The 17103-nt window shown below is 32.1% G+C and carries 16 protein-coding genes; 4 read left to right on the top strand and 12 right to left on the bottom strand.

Going from position 1 to position 17103, the window contains the following annotated elements; all coding sequences use genetic code 11:
• Positions 1-3: 3 nt before the first annotated feature.
• The 5 genes from mgtE to KA830_RS06555 are packed head-to-tail and all read right to left on the bottom strand — an operon-like array spanning position 4 to position 4090.
• Entirely contained in the window at positions 4-1404 is a 1401-nt protein-coding gene (gene mgtE, locus KA830_RS06575; RefSeq protein ID WP_103161403.1) for a magnesium transporter, read from the bottom strand.
• Positions 1405-1415: 11 nt separating this feature from the next.
• Positions 1416-2270 (bottom strand): RluA family pseudouridine synthase, encoded by an 855-nt coding sequence (locus KA830_RS06570; RefSeq protein WP_073342601.1) that lies wholly within the window; start codon positions 2268-2270, stop codon positions 1416-1418.
• Positions 2270-3079, bottom strand: a complete 810-nt coding sequence (locus KA830_RS06565; protein WP_019469071.1) for an NAD kinase — start codon at positions 3077-3079, stop codon at positions 2270-2272. Before KA830_RS06565 ends, KA830_RS06570 begins: the two co-directional genes overlap by 1 nt.
• A gap of 11 nt (positions 3080-3090) precedes the next feature.
• Positions 3091-3726, bottom strand: coding sequence for a GTP diphosphokinase (gene yjbM / locus KA830_RS06560; protein ID WP_046208064.1), 636 nt, complete (start codon positions 3724-3726; stop codon positions 3091-3093).
• Positions 3727-3742: 16 nt separating this feature from the next.
• A complete protein-coding gene (locus KA830_RS06555; protein ID WP_046208063.1) occupies positions 3743-4090 on the bottom strand; it encodes a UPF0738 family protein in 348 nt (115 codons plus the stop codon).
• A 189-nt stretch (positions 4091-4279) separates the two neighbouring features.
• Between KA830_RS06555 and KA830_RS06550 the strand changes: the two genes are divergently transcribed.
• The 3 genes from KA830_RS06550 (at position 4280) to yjbH (ending at position 6128) form a co-directional block, all read left to right on the top strand.
• Positions 4280-4864 carry a CYTH domain-containing protein gene (locus KA830_RS06550; protein ID WP_046208062.1) on the top strand — a complete coding sequence of 195 codons (585 nt, stop codon included), beginning with the start codon at positions 4280-4282 and terminating at the stop codon, positions 4862-4864.
• Between the two features lie 87 nt (positions 4865-4951).
• On the top strand, positions 4952-5323 hold the full coding sequence (locus tag KA830_RS06545) for a globin domain-containing protein (protein ID WP_046208061.1): 372 nt from the start codon (positions 4952-4954) through the stop codon (positions 5321-5323).
• 16 nt (positions 5324-5339) lie between these two features.
• The gene (gene yjbH / locus KA830_RS06540; RefSeq protein WP_046208060.1) at positions 5340-6128 is read left to right on the top strand and encodes a protease adaptor protein YjbH; all 789 of its coding nucleotides are present in this window, start codon (positions 5340-5342) and stop codon (positions 6126-6128) included.
• Positions 6129-6840: 712 nt separating this feature from the next.
• Here yjbH and pepF read toward each other — a convergent pair.
• The 4 genes from pepF to spxA all read right to left on the bottom strand — a co-directional run bounded on the left by pepF (position 6841) and on the right by spxA (position 11717).
• Complete coding sequence (gene pepF, locus KA830_RS06535) at positions 6841-8649, bottom strand: oligoendopeptidase F (RefSeq protein ID WP_204179788.1); 1809 nt, start codon at positions 8647-8649, stop codon at positions 6841-6843.
• A gap of 54 nt (positions 8650-8703) precedes the next feature.
• Positions 8704-9705 (bottom strand): competence protein CoiA, encoded by a 1002-nt coding sequence (locus KA830_RS06530; RefSeq protein WP_204179787.1) that lies wholly within the window; start codon positions 9703-9705, stop codon positions 8704-8706.
• 587 nt (positions 9706-10292) lie between these two features.
• Complete coding sequence (gene mecA / locus KA830_RS06525; protein ID WP_046208057.1) at positions 10293-11009, bottom strand: adaptor protein MecA; 717 nt, start codon at positions 11007-11009, stop codon at positions 10293-10295.
• Between the two features lie 312 nt (positions 11010-11321).
• Positions 11322-11717, bottom strand: a complete 396-nt coding sequence (spxA, locus tag KA830_RS06520) for a transcriptional regulator SpxA (RefSeq protein ID WP_040030144.1) — start codon at positions 11715-11717, stop codon at positions 11322-11324.
• A gap of 304 nt (positions 11718-12021) precedes the next feature.
• Here spxA and trpS point away from each other — a divergent pair, with 304 nt between their 5' ends.
• A complete protein-coding gene (gene trpS / locus KA830_RS06515) occupies positions 12022-13011 on the top strand; it encodes a tryptophan--tRNA ligase (protein ID WP_046208056.1) in 990 nt (329 codons plus the stop codon).
• A 395-nt stretch (positions 13012-13406) separates the two neighbouring features.
• On the opposite strand, the gene KA830_RS06510 is transcribed toward trpS, so the two are convergent.
• The 3 genes from KA830_RS06510 to KA830_RS06500 are packed head-to-tail and all read right to left on the bottom strand — an operon-like array spanning position 13407 to position 17090.
• Complete coding sequence (locus tag KA830_RS06510) at positions 13407-15056, bottom strand: peptide ABC transporter substrate-binding protein (RefSeq protein ID WP_070657767.1); 1650 nt, start codon at positions 15054-15056, stop codon at positions 13407-13409.
• A 17-nt stretch (positions 15057-15073) separates the two neighbouring features.
• Positions 15074-16015, bottom strand: a complete 942-nt coding sequence (locus KA830_RS06505; protein WP_150822840.1) for an ABC transporter ATP-binding protein — start codon at positions 16013-16015, stop codon at positions 15074-15076.
• Complete coding sequence (locus KA830_RS06500; protein WP_046208053.1) at positions 16005-17090, bottom strand: ABC transporter ATP-binding protein; 1086 nt, start codon at positions 17088-17090, stop codon at positions 16005-16007. Before KA830_RS06500 ends, KA830_RS06505 begins: the two co-directional genes overlap by 11 nt.
• Positions 17091-17103: the final 13 nt, after the last annotated feature.

Raw genomic sequence — 17103 nt, 5'->3', positions numbered from 1 at the left:
CCCCTATAATAAGTAAGACATGAATGAAGTTGCTAATCCAAAGTAAATCAACATACTCACAATATCATTGATTGTAGTTATAAATGGACCACTAGCAACTGCAGGGTCAATTTTTAGTTTATTCATAACTAATGGAATCATTGATCCCACTAATGTACCTACTGTCATAGCAATTGTTAAACTGCTTGCCACGATCGTAGCTAAAATTGGCTGTCCATAAAGCACCATTATAATAATAAACAGCAATATAGCACAAATCAAACCACTTAAAAAACCGCTACCTGCTTCTCTCAATGCGACTTTAAAATTACTTTGTTCGTCAATTTCACCAGTTGAAATATTACGTACTGATACGGCAAGTGATTGTGTCCCAGAATTACCAGACATACCACTGATAATTGGAATAAATGCTGCCAATAATGACACTTGTGCTAATGTATCCTCAAATGATCCAAGTATCGTGGCTGTGATCATTCCTAAAAACGTTAAAATAATTAGCCATGGCAAACGTTTCTTAGCAGTTTTAATGACTGAATCATTGGTTGCATCAACATCAGATACCCCGGCTAAACGAGAGTAGTCTTCACTCGCTTCTTCATCCATAACATCTAAGATATCATCGATTGTAATAATACCTAATAAGTGATCTTGATAATCGACAACTGGCATAGCGATAAAATCATAATCACGCATTTTCTGCGCAACATCTTCTTGGTCATCAGCAGCATTAGCACTAATCACACGTTCGCTCATTATGTCTTCTATATAAGCATCATTTTCTGCTACGATTAAATCTCTTAGTGATAAAACCCCAGCTAATTGTTTATGCTCATTCACTGCAAATATGACATAAATTGTCTCAGCATCTGGCGCTTGTTCTTTAACATGCATTAAAGCTTCTTTCACTGGCATTGTTGATTTTAAAGAAATATATTCCGTCGTCATGATACCGCCAGCAGTATCCTCTTCGTAATGTAATAATGCTTTAATTTCTTTTGCATCTTCACGGTTCATCAGTGTCAACAAGCTAACAATTTTCTGCTTAGATAATTGATTCATAATGTCTACTGCATTATCGTATGACATATTTTCTAACACTTTGCTAGCATATGTAGCATCCATAGTATCGAACAGCGCTTCATACGCTTCTTCATCAATTTCTAATTGTTCAAAGAAATCTGCTACTTCTTCAGGGGACAATACTTCAAACATTTTTTGTCTAATATCTTCATCGCTGTCTTCAAAGTATTCACTTTGTTCATATGTGTGCATCGCTAAGAATTCTTCTCTAAATTCACCAATATGATTTTCATGCAGTAATTTATCTAGCATTTCTTGATCATATACTTGCTCATCTTCTAAAACGATTTGGTCTTTTTCATTTGCCAAAAGTCCCACCTCCATAGTTACTCAAATTATATCATATTAAATATGTTTTCTATTGCATCATATTTATCTTGTATTTCAATCTTTTGATCATAGATTGGATGTATAAAAGATATTTTAAAACATCGTAACAACTGATGTTTAAAATACGAATGTTCTCCTCCATATAAATCATCACCCACAATAGGATGTCCTATATGCTGAAGATGGACGCGAATTTGATGTGTCCGGCCTGTTAATAAAGTAACTTCACATAAACTGTAATTATTTTTATGGTCTAAGCATCTATATTTTGTTTTTGCTTGTTTACCATTTGAATTGACTTGTCTTGTAATAATACTAGCAGGATCTCGAGCAATAGGTGCATCTATGATTCCCTGTGATTGCAATTCACCATAGCATACGCATAAATAGGTTTTATCAATATGTACGTTTGACATCAGATGATGTAAAAAACCATGTTTAGCAATCACAACAATACCTGAAGTATTTCGGTCAATCCTAGTGACAATATGCGGTACGATGTTTTGTCCTGATTGTTTAAAATAACCTAGAACTTGTTCAGCTAAACTAAAATGTTTATGTTCCCTTGATGGTGCGCAGTTTTGAAAAGCTTTTTTAGAAACGATTAATAAGTATGCATCTTCATATAAAATATTTAAAGGCTTATTGAATGGGATTAAATTATTACTAGCTGTCTCGTAACCTAAATGTACCTCCACTATATCGCCGTTCTGTAATTGCTTACGCACAGTTTCTGCTTGTCCATTAACAATTAAAGCGCCATTATGCTTAATGGCGCTAATTGTATTCTTAGAATACCCTTGCTCCTGTAAAAAAGTTCTTAGCATTTGAGGGTCTCTAATCATATACGTAAATTGCATTATTCATCGTCTCCACTTGAAATAAAGGAATCATGTACTCTTTTCCAAAATGGAAATGGTCTAAACCTAGCAAATCTAATTTTTTCATTTGCCACCCTAAATTGAATTGCATTAACATTTTTATGTTTTATGCTGACGTGATCTATGGTCGTTAAAATCTTATCATGATTCACTGGTGTAATCAGACATGTATGATGTTTGGGCAATACTAATGGTGACCCAACCGTTCTGAATACTCTATTATTAATAGAAGCGATTTCGGCGATTTGCATCGCTTCCAAAGAAGGATGTATTAACGCACCACCCAACGCCTTATTATATGCAGTAGAACCTGATGGTGTTGACACACACAGTCCATCTCCTCTAAAGCGTTCAAATTGGTTTCCTCTAATATTCACATCCACAACAAGTGTAGAACCATTTTCAGTTTTCATCGTCGCCTCATTTAATGCTAAGTATCTCGTCTCATATCCATTATCGTTATAACGCACTATAATTTCTAATAGTGGATATTCTATAACTTGGAATTCTGAATTATTAATTTCAATAATCAATTTCTCTACTTCATGTGGCAACCAATCTGCATAGAACCCTAAATGTCCAGTATGTATCCCTACAAATGCGCACCTCGATAACATGTGACTATACTGATGGAAAGCCTGTAATAAAGTACCATCTCCACCAACTGATATGACTATTTCAGGATTTTCCGTATCTTCAACCATTTCAAAATCTTTCATGTGATTAATCATCTTATGCTTTAAAGCGTTCGACTTTGAATCACCTTTAGATAAAATTGTATAGCGCATGATTGCACCTCCTAGTCATTATCATGCTTTTTAGCACGTTTTTTGGAATAGTATTTTTGAGCTTCTTGAATTTCCTCTTTAATTTCTGACATTTCTTCATCAAGTAAAAACGCTGCTTCAGCCGCACGTTCTAGTCGGTGCTGAATTTCTGGCGGATAATCTCCATCATATTTATACCGCAAAGTATGCTCGATTGTTGCCCAAAAATTCATGGCTAATGTTCTGATTTGAATTTCTGCTAAAATTGACTTTTCACCTTTAAGTGTTTCGATTGGATATTCAATAATTACATGATATGAACGATATCCACTTTGTTTTGTATTACTGATATAATCGCGTTCTTCTACTACTTTGAAATCTTGACGTTGTCTCAAGAGATTGACCACAATATCGATATCATCGACGAATTGACACATTAATCTCAAACCTGCTATATCATACATTTCTTCATGTAATCGATCAAATGAGATTTGTCTTTTATTTGCTTTATCAATAATGCTAGTCATAGGTTTAACACGACCCGTCACAAATTCAATCGGTGAAGCATTATCTTCTACATCATATTGTTTTCTAAGCCCTTTTAATTTTACTTTTAATTCATCAACTGCTTGTCTATATGGAGATAAAAACTGATCCCATTGATTCATTGTGCTTCACTCCGCTTCACTCTAATTCGAAAGTATCTTCCACAACAGAAACAAACTCCTTACCATAGTTTGAATTACCTTGAATATTTTCTAATATATAATTAAATTCTCTATCGAATTGTTTTAGTTCTAAATGATCATTAACGATAATCTTTTTATTTTTATTTTCATGTAGCATAGACCAGGTTTCTTGAACAAAAATCAAATATGAATACGACTGGCCGTCATCTAAGATATATGCAAAGCTATAATTATCACTATCAACAAGCATTTGTCCTGCTTCTTGTAAGCCTTCTGTAGATTGTTCTGTATAACACTTTAAACTATCTTCTGTTACTTTAATTTCATTCACATAAATACGCATGCTTGTTCCTCCTTATTCTTCATTATTTTAACATAATTAAGACGTACATAACACGTTACATGACTATTATTATGTCATCAATTGACTTAACGTAAATATAATAATTTTCAGTGTATAATGCAATCTAATTTAAATTAACTTACAAGTCCTTTAAAATGAATTATCATATATATTTAAGGAGTGTAACGCGTGGCAACTAATAATGAAATTGAATTTAAACAGTTATTGTCTGAAGACGATTATCAAGCTATATACAACACCTATTTTTTAAATATCAAACCATTTAGTCAAACTAATTATTACATCGACACATTAAATTTCGATTTAAAATCTCATCAATCAGCTTTGAGAATTCGCGTTAAAGATGATGCATACGAAATGACGTTAAAAGTACCAGCTGAAATTGGTTTGATGGAGTATAATTTCGATACAATCGTTGAACCAAAACTAAACAAGCACATCAAAAGTCAGGATCTGCCCCAAGATATTTTAAACCAACTCCTAAAGATGGACGTAGATATTGATGCATTAATCGTATTAGGAGACCTAACTACCGAACGTATAGAAAAAGAAATTAACGGAAATCTACTTGTTTTAGATAAAAATTATTACTTGGATTTCCAGGACTTTGAACTTGAATATGAAGTAAATGATTATAATGAAGGATTAGTTCAATTTAAATCGATTCTTAATCAATTTAATATCAATCATGAAATTCCAAACAATAAAGTCCAAAGATTTTTCAATCGCAAACGTAAATTAAACAACAGCTAATTGCGCACAATATTAAGAAGTCGAATTACTTCCAAATGTAAAAATTCATGTTATATTAGTATTATATTAATAGGATATGGTGATACTATGACTCAAACACCTTACGAGGTTATCGGACAAGACGCCTTATTTAAAATGATTGACCATTTTTATGATATGGTTAAACGTGATGATAGAATCAATCATTTGTTTCCTGGAGATTTTGAAGAAACAAGCAGAAAACAAAAACAATTCTTAACACAATTTTTAGGTGGACCTCAACTGTATACAGAAGAACATGGTCATCCTATGTTAAAAAAAAGACACTTGGAATTTGTAATAACAACATACGAACGTGACGCATGGCTTGAAAATATGTATAAAGCTATTCAACAAGCAGATTTTTCTGCAGGCGTCGGGGATTATTTATATGAACGATTACGTTTAACAGCGAATCACATGGTTAATTCCGAAAATTAATTGTAGGTGAAAAAACATGGCTGAAGAATTAAAATTGATAAATGCTAATAGTCGTGAAGATGCAAATCTTTCACCTTTGAGTAAGATTGAAATTTATTCCTTTTTCGATCCATTCAGTAAAGAGTGCTTTAAATTGTCTGCGATACTTTCAAAATTACGACTTGAGTATAAACAATATATAAGTATTAGACATATTTTAAACCCTTCTTTACGCGTATTAACAAAATGCCAAGCACAAAGTACATCAAATTTAGATAATATTGCACTTGCCTATAAGGCCGCCGAACTTCAAGGTCGATTACGGGCGGAGCGTTTTATCCATCTTGTTCAAAATGAGATAATACCAAAACGAGATATTATCACTGAAGAGATGGTCAATAATTGTATAAGTAATGCTGGCCTTGATTATGAAGTCTTTAAAGAAGACTTACATAAAAGTGCTTTAAGGGAAAGCTTACAAGTTGACTTGCATATCGCTCGAGAAATGGAAATTGAAGAAGCACCTTCTCTTGTATTCTTTAATGAAGATATTCATGAAGAAGGTTTAAAAGTCGAAGGCTTGTACCCTTATCACATATATACGTACATCATAAACGAACTGATTGGTTCACCGATTGAAAAAGAACTCCCACCAAGTTTGGAAACTTACATCTATCAACAACAATTAGTAACCAAAGAAGAATTACTGACTATTTATGAATGGCCTGAAAAATTATTGAATAAAGAGCTGAAAAAATTAGCATTACAGCAAAAAATAGAAAAACTTAGCTCACCAGAAGGTAAATTTTGGAAGTCAAAAGTTTGAAATATTAATTTTGTTCATATCTATATCAATATACTGCACCATAAAACGTAGTATATTTTATGGTTAAAAACTTGTGACATACAACATGCTTACTTTCCGAACCAAAAGCTAAAAGCATAAGTCAAAATAAAATGACTTTAAAATATTTTATATAGGTTAATGATTTAGCTAGAAAATGTTTCATAAACTTATAAAAGTTAAATAAATATTTTGAATATACGCTAATATCATTGTAGATAGAATTACAAAATTTCATAAAAGTAAAGAAATGCCAACTTCTATATGAGGACTAAAGAAGTTGGCGTTTTTTATTTATTATTCCTAGTTATGATCACTCAATCACTTTTTTGTATAATATATACCTGCAATTACTTGCTTAGTAGTTACTAATAGTTAATCATTATTTTCAATATACATTCATGTTTTATATAAAATTCAAGTCAAAATATATGCTGAAATATCTGAATAGTTATTCAATTTCTTATACATATAAAAGTCTTTAAATTTGAACATAAAAAAACGCCGTGTCTGATTACACGGCGCTAAACAAAGGGGATGGGAGAAATTTTTCACTTCAAACAAAGGGGTATGTTTGTTATGTGATTAATTTCATGTATATAATATAACACGGTGTTATATACCTTTCAACCTTTAAAATTAAATAAATCTCCTTTGTCACAAACTTGTCATATTGTAAACGAATACATTCATACTAAGCTTTCATTAACTTTTCAAAAGCGTCTAATTTTTGTTCGAACACTTGGCAAGCTTGTTCAATTGGTTCTGGAGTTGTCATATCTACACCTGCGTTTTTTAAGATTTCAATAGGATAATTTGAACTACCTTTTTTCAAGAATTCATTGATATATCGCTCAACAGCAGGTTTACCTTCTGTTAAAATTTGATGACTTAAACTTTGAGCTGCACTGTATCCGGTTGCATATTGATACACATAATAATTCATATAAAAGTGTGGTATTCTAGACCATTCTTTACTAATATTTTCATCTGTTTCAACAGAATCTCCAAAATATTTTCTGTTGAGCGCTGCGTATTCTTCATTCATACGGTTAGCTGTTAATGGTTCTCCTGCTTCTTCTATTTGGTGGATTTTATGTTCAAACTCTGCGAACATTGTTTGTCTAAATAGTGTTGCACGGAAACGTTCAAGTTCTTGGTTTAATAGTAATAATCTGCGCTTGTCATCTAAATGTTTATCCATATAATCACTTAATAGTGCTTCATTACAAGTCGATGCAACTTCTGCAACGAAAATAGTGTAATCACTTAAATTAGATGGTTGATTTTGACGACTAAAGTAGCTATGTGCTGAATGACCAAATTCATGTACTAAAGTATACAAATCAGAAACAGTATTTGACCAATTTAGTAAAATAAACGGATTTGTTAAGTGTGCACCTGATGAATAACCTCCAGAACGTTTACCTTTATTTTCAAAGACATCTACCCATCGATGATTCAATCCTTCTTCTACAACTTTCATATATTCTTCACCCATCGGTTGTAATGCTTTCAACATCCAATCTTTAGCCTCTTCGTATGGCATTTCAAATTTAATATCTTTAACAAGTGGTGTGTAAACATCATACATTTTCATGTCATCTAAGCCCAATAGTTCTTTACGCAATTTAGTATAGCGATGAAGTAAAGGTAAGTATTTATGAACTGTTTTCACTAAATTATCATATACAGCTTCTGGAATGTGATTATTACTTAACGCTGCTTCTCTTGCTGTTTTATAGTTATGTGTTCTAGCGTTAAAAACATTTTTCTTAACTTCTCCAGCGAGCGTCGCACTTAGTGTATTATTATAAGCACCGTATGCTTTATATAAATTTTCATAAGCAGATTGACGTAATACGCGATCATCTGATTCCAGACATTTAATGAATGTTCCTTGTGTTAATGAATGTCGTTGGCCTTCACTATCTATCGCATCTTCAAATTCTAAATCCGCATTACTAAACATGCCATACACATTGTCAGGTGTAGACAATGCATCTTGTGCTTCAGTTAGTAATCTTTCTTTATCTGCACTCAATACATGCGGTCTTTTTTCATTAATTAATTTTAAATCAAATTTGTAACGTTCCAAATCATCATTTTCATCAATAAATTTTTGTATCGTTGCTTCATCTATTTGTAGAATTTCTGGCACTAAGAAACTCCATGCTGAGCTGAATTTTATGATTAATTGATGTGCTCTAGATTCATAACCTGTGTATTTATCATTCGCCGTATCTTGATCTTGTTTTAAATGTGCGTACACATATACTTTTTCCAACTTAGAACCTATTTCATCTTCTAGTGCTAATGCATTATATAGTGTAGATGAGCTATCAGCTAAGTGACCGACATATTGTTGTTCTTTGCCGATATTATTTTCTACTTCTTTAAATGCATCTTCAAAAGCATTATCAGATTCAAAAATGGTAGATAAATCCCAAGTATATTCTGGATATTTACGTTCTTGCTCTTCTCTTGTTAATTGTTGTGTCATAATATCTAGTAAACCTCCTATAAAGTCTATTAGTATAATTTTCTCACGTCATGATTATTTTTGCACGCTATAACACCCATGATTATTATAGAATTGTTTGAACTTTTGAACAACGCTATAGCTTATTTGCGTTTTATCTATTTCAACATTATAAAAATGATTTAATTCTATCAGTTGTTTAAATCGTGTCATGTTAAAAGTGTGTGTGTGCCACAAATATATAAGTTGTAATTGCCAATACACAGGATGTGACTTAATATAAATTTGTTCTGGGTAAATTATACCTATATATTTATTTACCCATGCATCCGTTAATTTTAAATTATACATTACACTTAAACTTGGTTCTAAAACTGAGTGTGTTTTACGGCAGTTTCTCAAATAAGTGCTTATAGCACTTTTGGATAATTTTAAGGGCTGTGTTGGTGCATGATAAACACGCTCTATTTGAAATTGATTAATTAATTGTGCAAATGTCATATAATGCCTTTTGGCAATAAATTGTTGTCCTCCTAAAAAATTAATCACTTTATAACCAAAAAGAATTTTATGTGTTGTATCCCACGATAATAATAATCTATTATGAATATTAATAAAATTTCTTTCGTATTTTGATAAATACAAAACACTATTACTTTTATTATATTTAACTTTTTTTGTTATCCAATACACTTTATACCCAGCATTTTGTAAAGTTTTACTGCGTTTTGAAATACATGCTGTCGTTACTTTTGAAAATTGTATTTCTAATACAATTTCATCATCAATGATTAAATCAGGATATTGGTAACTTTGTGGTACATAAGGTTCAATGTTAACTTTGTGATTTAAGCCTTTTAACTCTCGAGCAATATGGTATTTTAAATTAAAATGTTCTTGTGATTCATTTTTATGACAGTATGAACGATCATTACGGATATGCGCAAAATGAGGTGTATTGTATGTTCCTTTTTTTAATATCACTTTGCATTTACAAAATGGGCAACGATAATGCTTATTTTTTATCGCATCTTTTGCCCAAACGGCCTGATTTCGATTATTGTTCGCGTATAACATTTCTTCACCTCATTTAATTACACGTGTGAAGCCAACAAATTACTATACTTTATTTAGAAATCACCTTGTTAATACATAAAGAATCTGAGACATAAATCCTAGAAAAATAGCACGCAGATGATTTAATTCATCTGCGCGCTTCTTTATTATTCAATACTTCGTATTGTTGACTTGCTTTCTTAGAAAACAGCTTCATACTGCAGTCTTCAGCTTATCCTGTTCCTTCAGTACCTCACCAAAATACAACGTATTCATACGTAATTTCACATTAAAATACTTTAAAAACAACGTCTTATATCAACCAAAATGATGTTAACAATTATTCTACATGTAGACACCCAATCTGTATGCTCTGGTCGTACAATAGAAAAAGGTCAATAATGGTATCTGAATGATGTAGCTCTCACAGAATCAAATGCCTTACTTTAAAACAATACAGAAAAAGGCAATTTCTATATTATTTCAATAGAAATTGCCTTTTTCATTTGTCCAAGAACTTTATGTCCCAGACTGTCAGTTTCAAATTAATCTACTAATCAAATCATAATCATTGTTGATAATAATTTATATTAGTTTCTTTATCGTAGTTATTCTGTTGTATCAGGAAAATAACGACGTACTTGTGAAGCAACGTTATGACTCATAATAATTTTTGCGTAATCGTTTAAATATACTTCTGATTTATCAGTAGGATATGCGAACTCAAGTAATTGACTGTAACTATCGTTAATTGTTTCTTGTCCAACTGTTTCATCAAAGTGAACAGCGTAGTAATATACATTATTAAGACTATATAATAAATCTTCAAACTCATCTGTTCTTTGATTATTATGGTAAGCATAATCAATTACTTCTTCCAAGTCATTAAATCTAACTATAACAGTACGTGTATTTTGCGGCTTACGTTTGTTGCGTTCTTGATCTTGTTGCGTCTCTTTTTGTTGTTGTCGTTGTTCAAATAAATCCTCTAAACTATCATCTTGATCAAATGTTTGTGATAATAAATCATTAACTTGATGATCTAATTGGTCATTGTCTTCATCAGACATATTGATAAGATCTTCGTTTTTAGATTTAGAAATTGTTACTTCAACGCCCTTTTCAAAGGCATGTACTTGAATCCATAAAGGACCTTCAACAACAAAATCTTCTTCTTCATTGATTTCTTCCATCATGTTCCAAAAGAATTCTTCTCCACGTTTGCGATTAGTCCATAAATCTTCTCGTTTAAAACCTCTTGCTTCTATATCACTATATGTTATAAATAGTTTAACGGTAGTATCGTCAACTCGCTCTATTCTCATATCATCTCACTCCTTACAGTCGATGAATAGTAATCATTATTGTATTAGAACGTAGTAAGAATTACAATTAATTTGTTTGATTAATTTTTACTATTTTCTATTTGGTCTCTTATAATAACATATACCCTTATAAAAGGCCAAAAAACAGCACTTTTTATAGAGTGCTGTTTGAATTTAGTCAATAATTATTCACAATCGAATAATCGATTTGTTTGACGTAAGTATACATTTATCTGTTATGGTAAACACAACAAAACCACAAAGCAACATCACAATAACATTACTTTATGGCTTAATCGCTCTATTTATAAATTAATCAACCATACGTTGCGCTTCTTGCAATTGGAACGTACGTACTTTTCTAGGTAAAAAACGTCTGATTTCGTCTTCATTATAACCAACTTGTAAACGTTTATCATCTAAGATAATCGGACGTCTTAATAAACCTGGATTATCTTGGATAATTGAATATAAGTCTTGAAGTGGTAAAGCATCAATATCTACATTTAATTTTTGATAAGTTTTAGAACGAGTAGATATGATTTCGTCTGTTCCATCTTCAGTCATTTTTAAAATTTGTTTAATTTCATCAATTGTTAAGTGTTCTGAAAAAATGTTACGCTCCGTATACGGAATGTCATGTTCTTGTAACCATGCTTTCGCTTTACGGCAAGATGTGCAACTTGGTGAAGTAAATAATGTTACCATACATCTCACTCTCCTATTTTTCATGAATATAAATTCATTAGATTTCAATTTTTATATGATTAAGAAATTACAAAGTCATTTTTACCTCTCTTAACCTTACAATTAAAGTATACCCTATCAACATTAAAATTAAATGAGAATTCTCTAATTTTTTTAAAAATTTTCAAATAAGCTTAATTCCCAATCAATTTAGTTAGAAATATTGATATGTATACAGTTTAACATAACTTACAAATGATTGAAATACTGTTATACTATTACTAAAGTAGATAAATTAAATTATTAAAAAGGTAGGCATCAAAAAATGGAAACTTTATTTTCTGGTATCCAACCTAGCGGCATCCCAACGCTTGGTAATTATATTGGTGCGTTGAAGCAATTTGGTGAAGTCCAAGAAGACTATGATTGTTTCTTCTGCATCGTGGATCAACACGCAATTACAATTCCACAAGATCGATTAAAACTACGTAAACAAACAAGACAACTAGCAGCAATTTATTTAGCTTCAGGCATTGATCCAGAAAAATCAACATTATTTATACAATCTGAAGTGCCAGCGCATGTGCAAGCTAGCTGGATGTTAACAACTATTTCATCTATTGGTGAATTAGAACGTATGACACAATTTAAAGATAAAGCAGTAAAACAAACGGAAGGTATACCAGCTGGCTTACTTACATATCCTCCATTAATGGCAGCAGATATCGTTATTTATAACACAAACATCGTTCCTGTTGGAGACGACCAAAAACAACATATTGAATTAACTAGAAATTTAGTAGACCGATTCAATTCACGTTACAACGATGTTCTTGTAAAACCAGAAATACGCATGCCAAAAGTTGGTGGTCGTGTTATGAGTTTGCAAGACCCAACGAAAAAAATGAGTAAAAGTGATGATAACCAAAAAAATTATATCTCATTGTTAGATGAACCCAATGTTGGCGCTAAAAAAATAAAAAGCGCAGTAACAGATTCAGATGGTATTATTAAATTTGATCGTGACAATAAGCCTGGCATTTCAAATTTATTATCTATCTATTCAAGTTTAACTGATAAAACAATTGATGAACTCCAAACACAGTATAAAGATTCTAATTATGGTGAATTTAAATCAGATTTAGCTGAAATTGTAAAAGACTTTTTAGTTCAGTTCCAAGAAAAATATGAGTATTATTTCAACTCAGATGAATTAGATACGATTTTAGATAATGGTAGAGAGAAAGCTCAAAAAGCTTCATTTAAAACATTAAAAAAAATGGAAAAAGCAATGGGCTTGGGTCGAAAAAGATAATCTAAAAATCAAAAAATTGGCATACATCTCATTTTAAAACAGACCAATCCAAATTAAAGGATTAGTCTGTTTTTTTCAACTTTCGATACATATATTAATCTGGTTGTACTCAAATTTCATCATTCCTTCTACAACTATCCGTGTGATTTTAGCAAATTACAATTTTGTTTAGTTGATGAATGCTACATTAACACCGTAATTTTTGAAATATATCAATTAGGTCTTACAATATCAATAATCATTTATTGTCAGTTCTTCTGTTGGAAAGTAATTATTTAACAAGGATCAAAAATGTATGATATCAAAGAATACGTCACTCTCTATATAATGACATAGAAAGTGACGTATTTTCATTATTTCAATAAGTTGTACTCAAATTTCATTTTTCACTTCTTTTATTTCTTTTTACCAGTTTCACGGTCAATTGATTTATCAATGCTTACTTCTTTTAACGAAGTATCACCACCAATTTGGTGATAGAATAAACCTTTGACTTGTGGATTGGTTAAATGTGCTTCCCCTTTTTGATATATAGGTGCTACAGGTGCATCATTGAGTAATAATTCTTCCGCTTCTTTCATCGCTGCATTACGTTCTTCCGGTTTTTTCAATAATTTACCATTCGCATCTTTAACGAGTTGGTCGTATTTTTTACTACCCCAAGCTGTATTATTTGAAGGATTACCTGTTGTCATAATTTCCAAGAATGTTAGAGGATCTGGATAATCTGGCCCCCAACCTGATAGCGATGCTTCAAATGTTTCAGAATGTTCTTGGTTTACTCTCTGTTTAAACGGTAATTGTTTAATCTTCAAAGTGACACCTGGTAAATTCTTCTCTACTTGTGCTTTAATATATTCTGCTGAAATCTTTGCATCTGGTGTATCTTCAGTATTCATGGTAAACGTCAATTCTTTCACACCTAAATCTTTTTTCGCTTTTTCTAAGTGTTTCTTAGCTGCTGTCGGATTATATGCAAGTGGTGAATCTATAGATTCAGCAAAGTCTTTGCCGTCAGGTGTTTCTGCCGTTAATTTAGCTGTGAACCCATCTGTCGCTTTTGATCCATTATTTTTTACAGAATTCACATACCCCTCTTTATCAATCGCTTGCGAAATAGCTAATCGCATATCTTTATTTTTAAATTCAGGTACATTATCTTGATTTAGCTTCATATAGAACGTACTAGCCAACAAACGTTTCTTCAAACCAGGATTTCCTTGATATTTATCCACTTGGTCGGCGGTGATAGTAGTATCATCTACAGAACCAGTGTCATAAAGTGATGCTCCTGCTTGCTGGTCTTTTAACACTTTATAATTTACACGGTCTAAATGAACTTTTTTCTTGTCCCAATAATCTTCATTTTTAACTAATTGAATTTTATCTTCAACTTTCCAATCTTGAACTTTGAAAGGACCATTAAACACTGTTTTATCTGCAGTTGTAGCATATTGTTCACCATGCTTTTTCACAACTTTTTCTTTTTGAGGCAAGTATGTGCCAAATGCGAGCATTTCATTAATATATGGTATTGGCTTATTTAGTTCAATTTTTAATGTGTGGTCATCTAACGCTTTTACACCTAATTTATCAACATCTTTTTTACCCATATTAATGTCTTCAGCATTTTTTAAGTCATACATTATGTAAGCATATTCTGAAGCTGTATCTGGATTGACAACACGTTTCCATGCAAAAACAAAATCTTGTGCAGTAACTGGATCCCCATTAGACCATTTGGCATCCTTACGCAATTTAATTGTCAATGTCTTACCGCCATTACTTTTCTTTGGCATTTCTTTAGCGACACCTGGTTGTGCTTTATCATTCTTATCCAAAGTGTAAAGACCTTCATAGACTTGATTGAATAAATCAAAAGATACCGTGTCGGTCACTAGTGCAGAGTCTAATGAAGAAATATCTTGTGGTATCACTTTTCTAAATACTTGTCCTTTGTCCGAGTAGATACCTTCAGCACTGCTACATCCCGCTGTAATCACCGTTAAAGCTAATAAAACTATAAATAGTTTAATCCTTTTCATATTAATCCCCCTTCCCCTTATACTGATGGTGCTTGCATTTGAGATTTTAATGTTTCTGCTTCTTCATCCGTAGTAAATACAAAATGGCCAGGTTGTATTTCATTTAATGACCGTTGATTATTTTTGGATGTGTCTTCTTTATACACTGTTCTTTTTCGAGAACGTTCACTTTCAGGATCCGGTTGTGGTACTGCTGAAAGCAATGATTTCGTGTAAGGATGTAACGGATGATTGTATATTTCATCTGCAGAACCTAATTCGACAATTTTACCAAAATGCATTACTGCTATTCTGTCTGAAATATATTTCACCATTGAAAGGTCATGGGCAATAAATAAAAACGTAATATTGTGTTCTCTTTGCAACTTTAATAACAAATTAACGACCTGGGCTTGTATTGACACATCTAACGCTGATATTGGCTCATCTGCAATAATAAATTCTGGTTCTACTGCTAATGCACGTGCAATACCGATACGTTGTCTTTGACCGCCTGAGAATTCATGTGGATAACGATTGGCATGTTCTTTGCTAAGACCTACTGTTTCTAATAAATTGTAAACTCTTCTTTTTCGGTCTTTTGTCCCACTAGCTAGCTTATGAATATCTATCCCCTCTGCTACGATATCCATGACTTTTAACCTTGGGTTTAATGAAGCATACGGATCTTGGAAAATCATTTGCATCTTTTTATTAAACTTTAAAGAATCTTTACGGTTTTTTATTTTTTGAATATCGATACCTTCATAAAGTATTTCTCCATCAGTTATATCATTGAGTTTAATAATAGCTTTACCAGTTGTAGATTTTCCACAACCAGATTCACCAACTAATCCAAATGTTTCCCCTTTATAAATATCAAATGAAATATTTTCAACTGCACGCACTTCGTTACGCTTTCCTTCATTAAAATATTGTTTAACATTTTTCACTTGTAAAAGTATGTCTTTATTTTGCATCATCAAACGCCACCCTTTCTACTTGTTGTGGTTTATCGTAATTATTTGGCATCTTACGTAAACGTTTTTGTACCATTTCTGGTGGTTCAACATGAGGTGCACGCTCGTCAAGTAACCAAGATTTCACAAAATGTGTATCAGATATTTTGAACCATGGTGGCGGTGTTTTAAAATCCACATCTAATGCATATTGGCTACGTTCAGCAAATGCATCTCCTTTAGGCGGGTGTAATAAATCTGGTGGTGTACCTGGAATAGCTAATAATTCTGTTTCTGAACCAGTCGTTAAATCAGGCATCGATGATAATAGTCCCCAAGTATACGGGTGTTTAGGGTCATAAAATATTTCATCTACATCCCCTGTTTCAACCATTTGACCACCATACATAACAGCTACTCTGTCTGCTATATTAGCAACAACACCTAAATCATGAGTGATGAAAACGATTGAAGTACTTATTTTACTTTGTAACTCTCTCATCAATTCTAATATTTGAGCTTGCATCGTTACATCAAGTGCAGTAGTTGGCTCATCAGCAATTAATACTTTAGGCTCACATGCAAGTGCTGTCGCAATGACTATTCTCTGTCTTTGTCCCCCTGAAAATTGATGTGGATAGGCATTAAAACGTTTTTCAGCGTTTGGTAAACCGACAAGGTTTAATATTTCCAATGCTCTTTTTTTCGCATTTACTTTATTGTAATTTCTATGTTTCATTAGTGGTTCCATAACCTGCTTGCCTATTTTCATTGTAGGATTAAGCGAAGTCATCGGATCTTGAAAAATCATAGAAATATCTTTTCCTCGTAATTTAATTAACTCTTCTTCTGATTTTTGAGCTAAGTCTTCACCCAAGAAATTAATAACACCTTTTTTAATTCTCCCTGTATCACCTTGGAATAATTTCGTAATAGCTTTTGTTGTCACTGATTTCCCAGAACCTGATTCACCAACAATCGCTAGTGTTTCTCCTTTATCTAGAAAGAAATCCACGCCACGTACTGCTTGCACTTCCCCTGCGTCAATATCAAAGGAAACATGCAAATTGTTAACTTCTAATATTCTTTCTGACATAAAATGTTGCCCC

The organism is Staphylococcus sp. GDY8P119P (genome assembly GCF_017892075.1).
GTDB classification, from domain to species: Bacteria; Bacillota; Bacilli; order Staphylococcales; family Staphylococcaceae; genus Staphylococcus; species Staphylococcus ureilyticus.
Note: the sequence above shows the minus strand (reverse complement) of the source record. Positions and strands in the feature narration are given on the sequence as shown.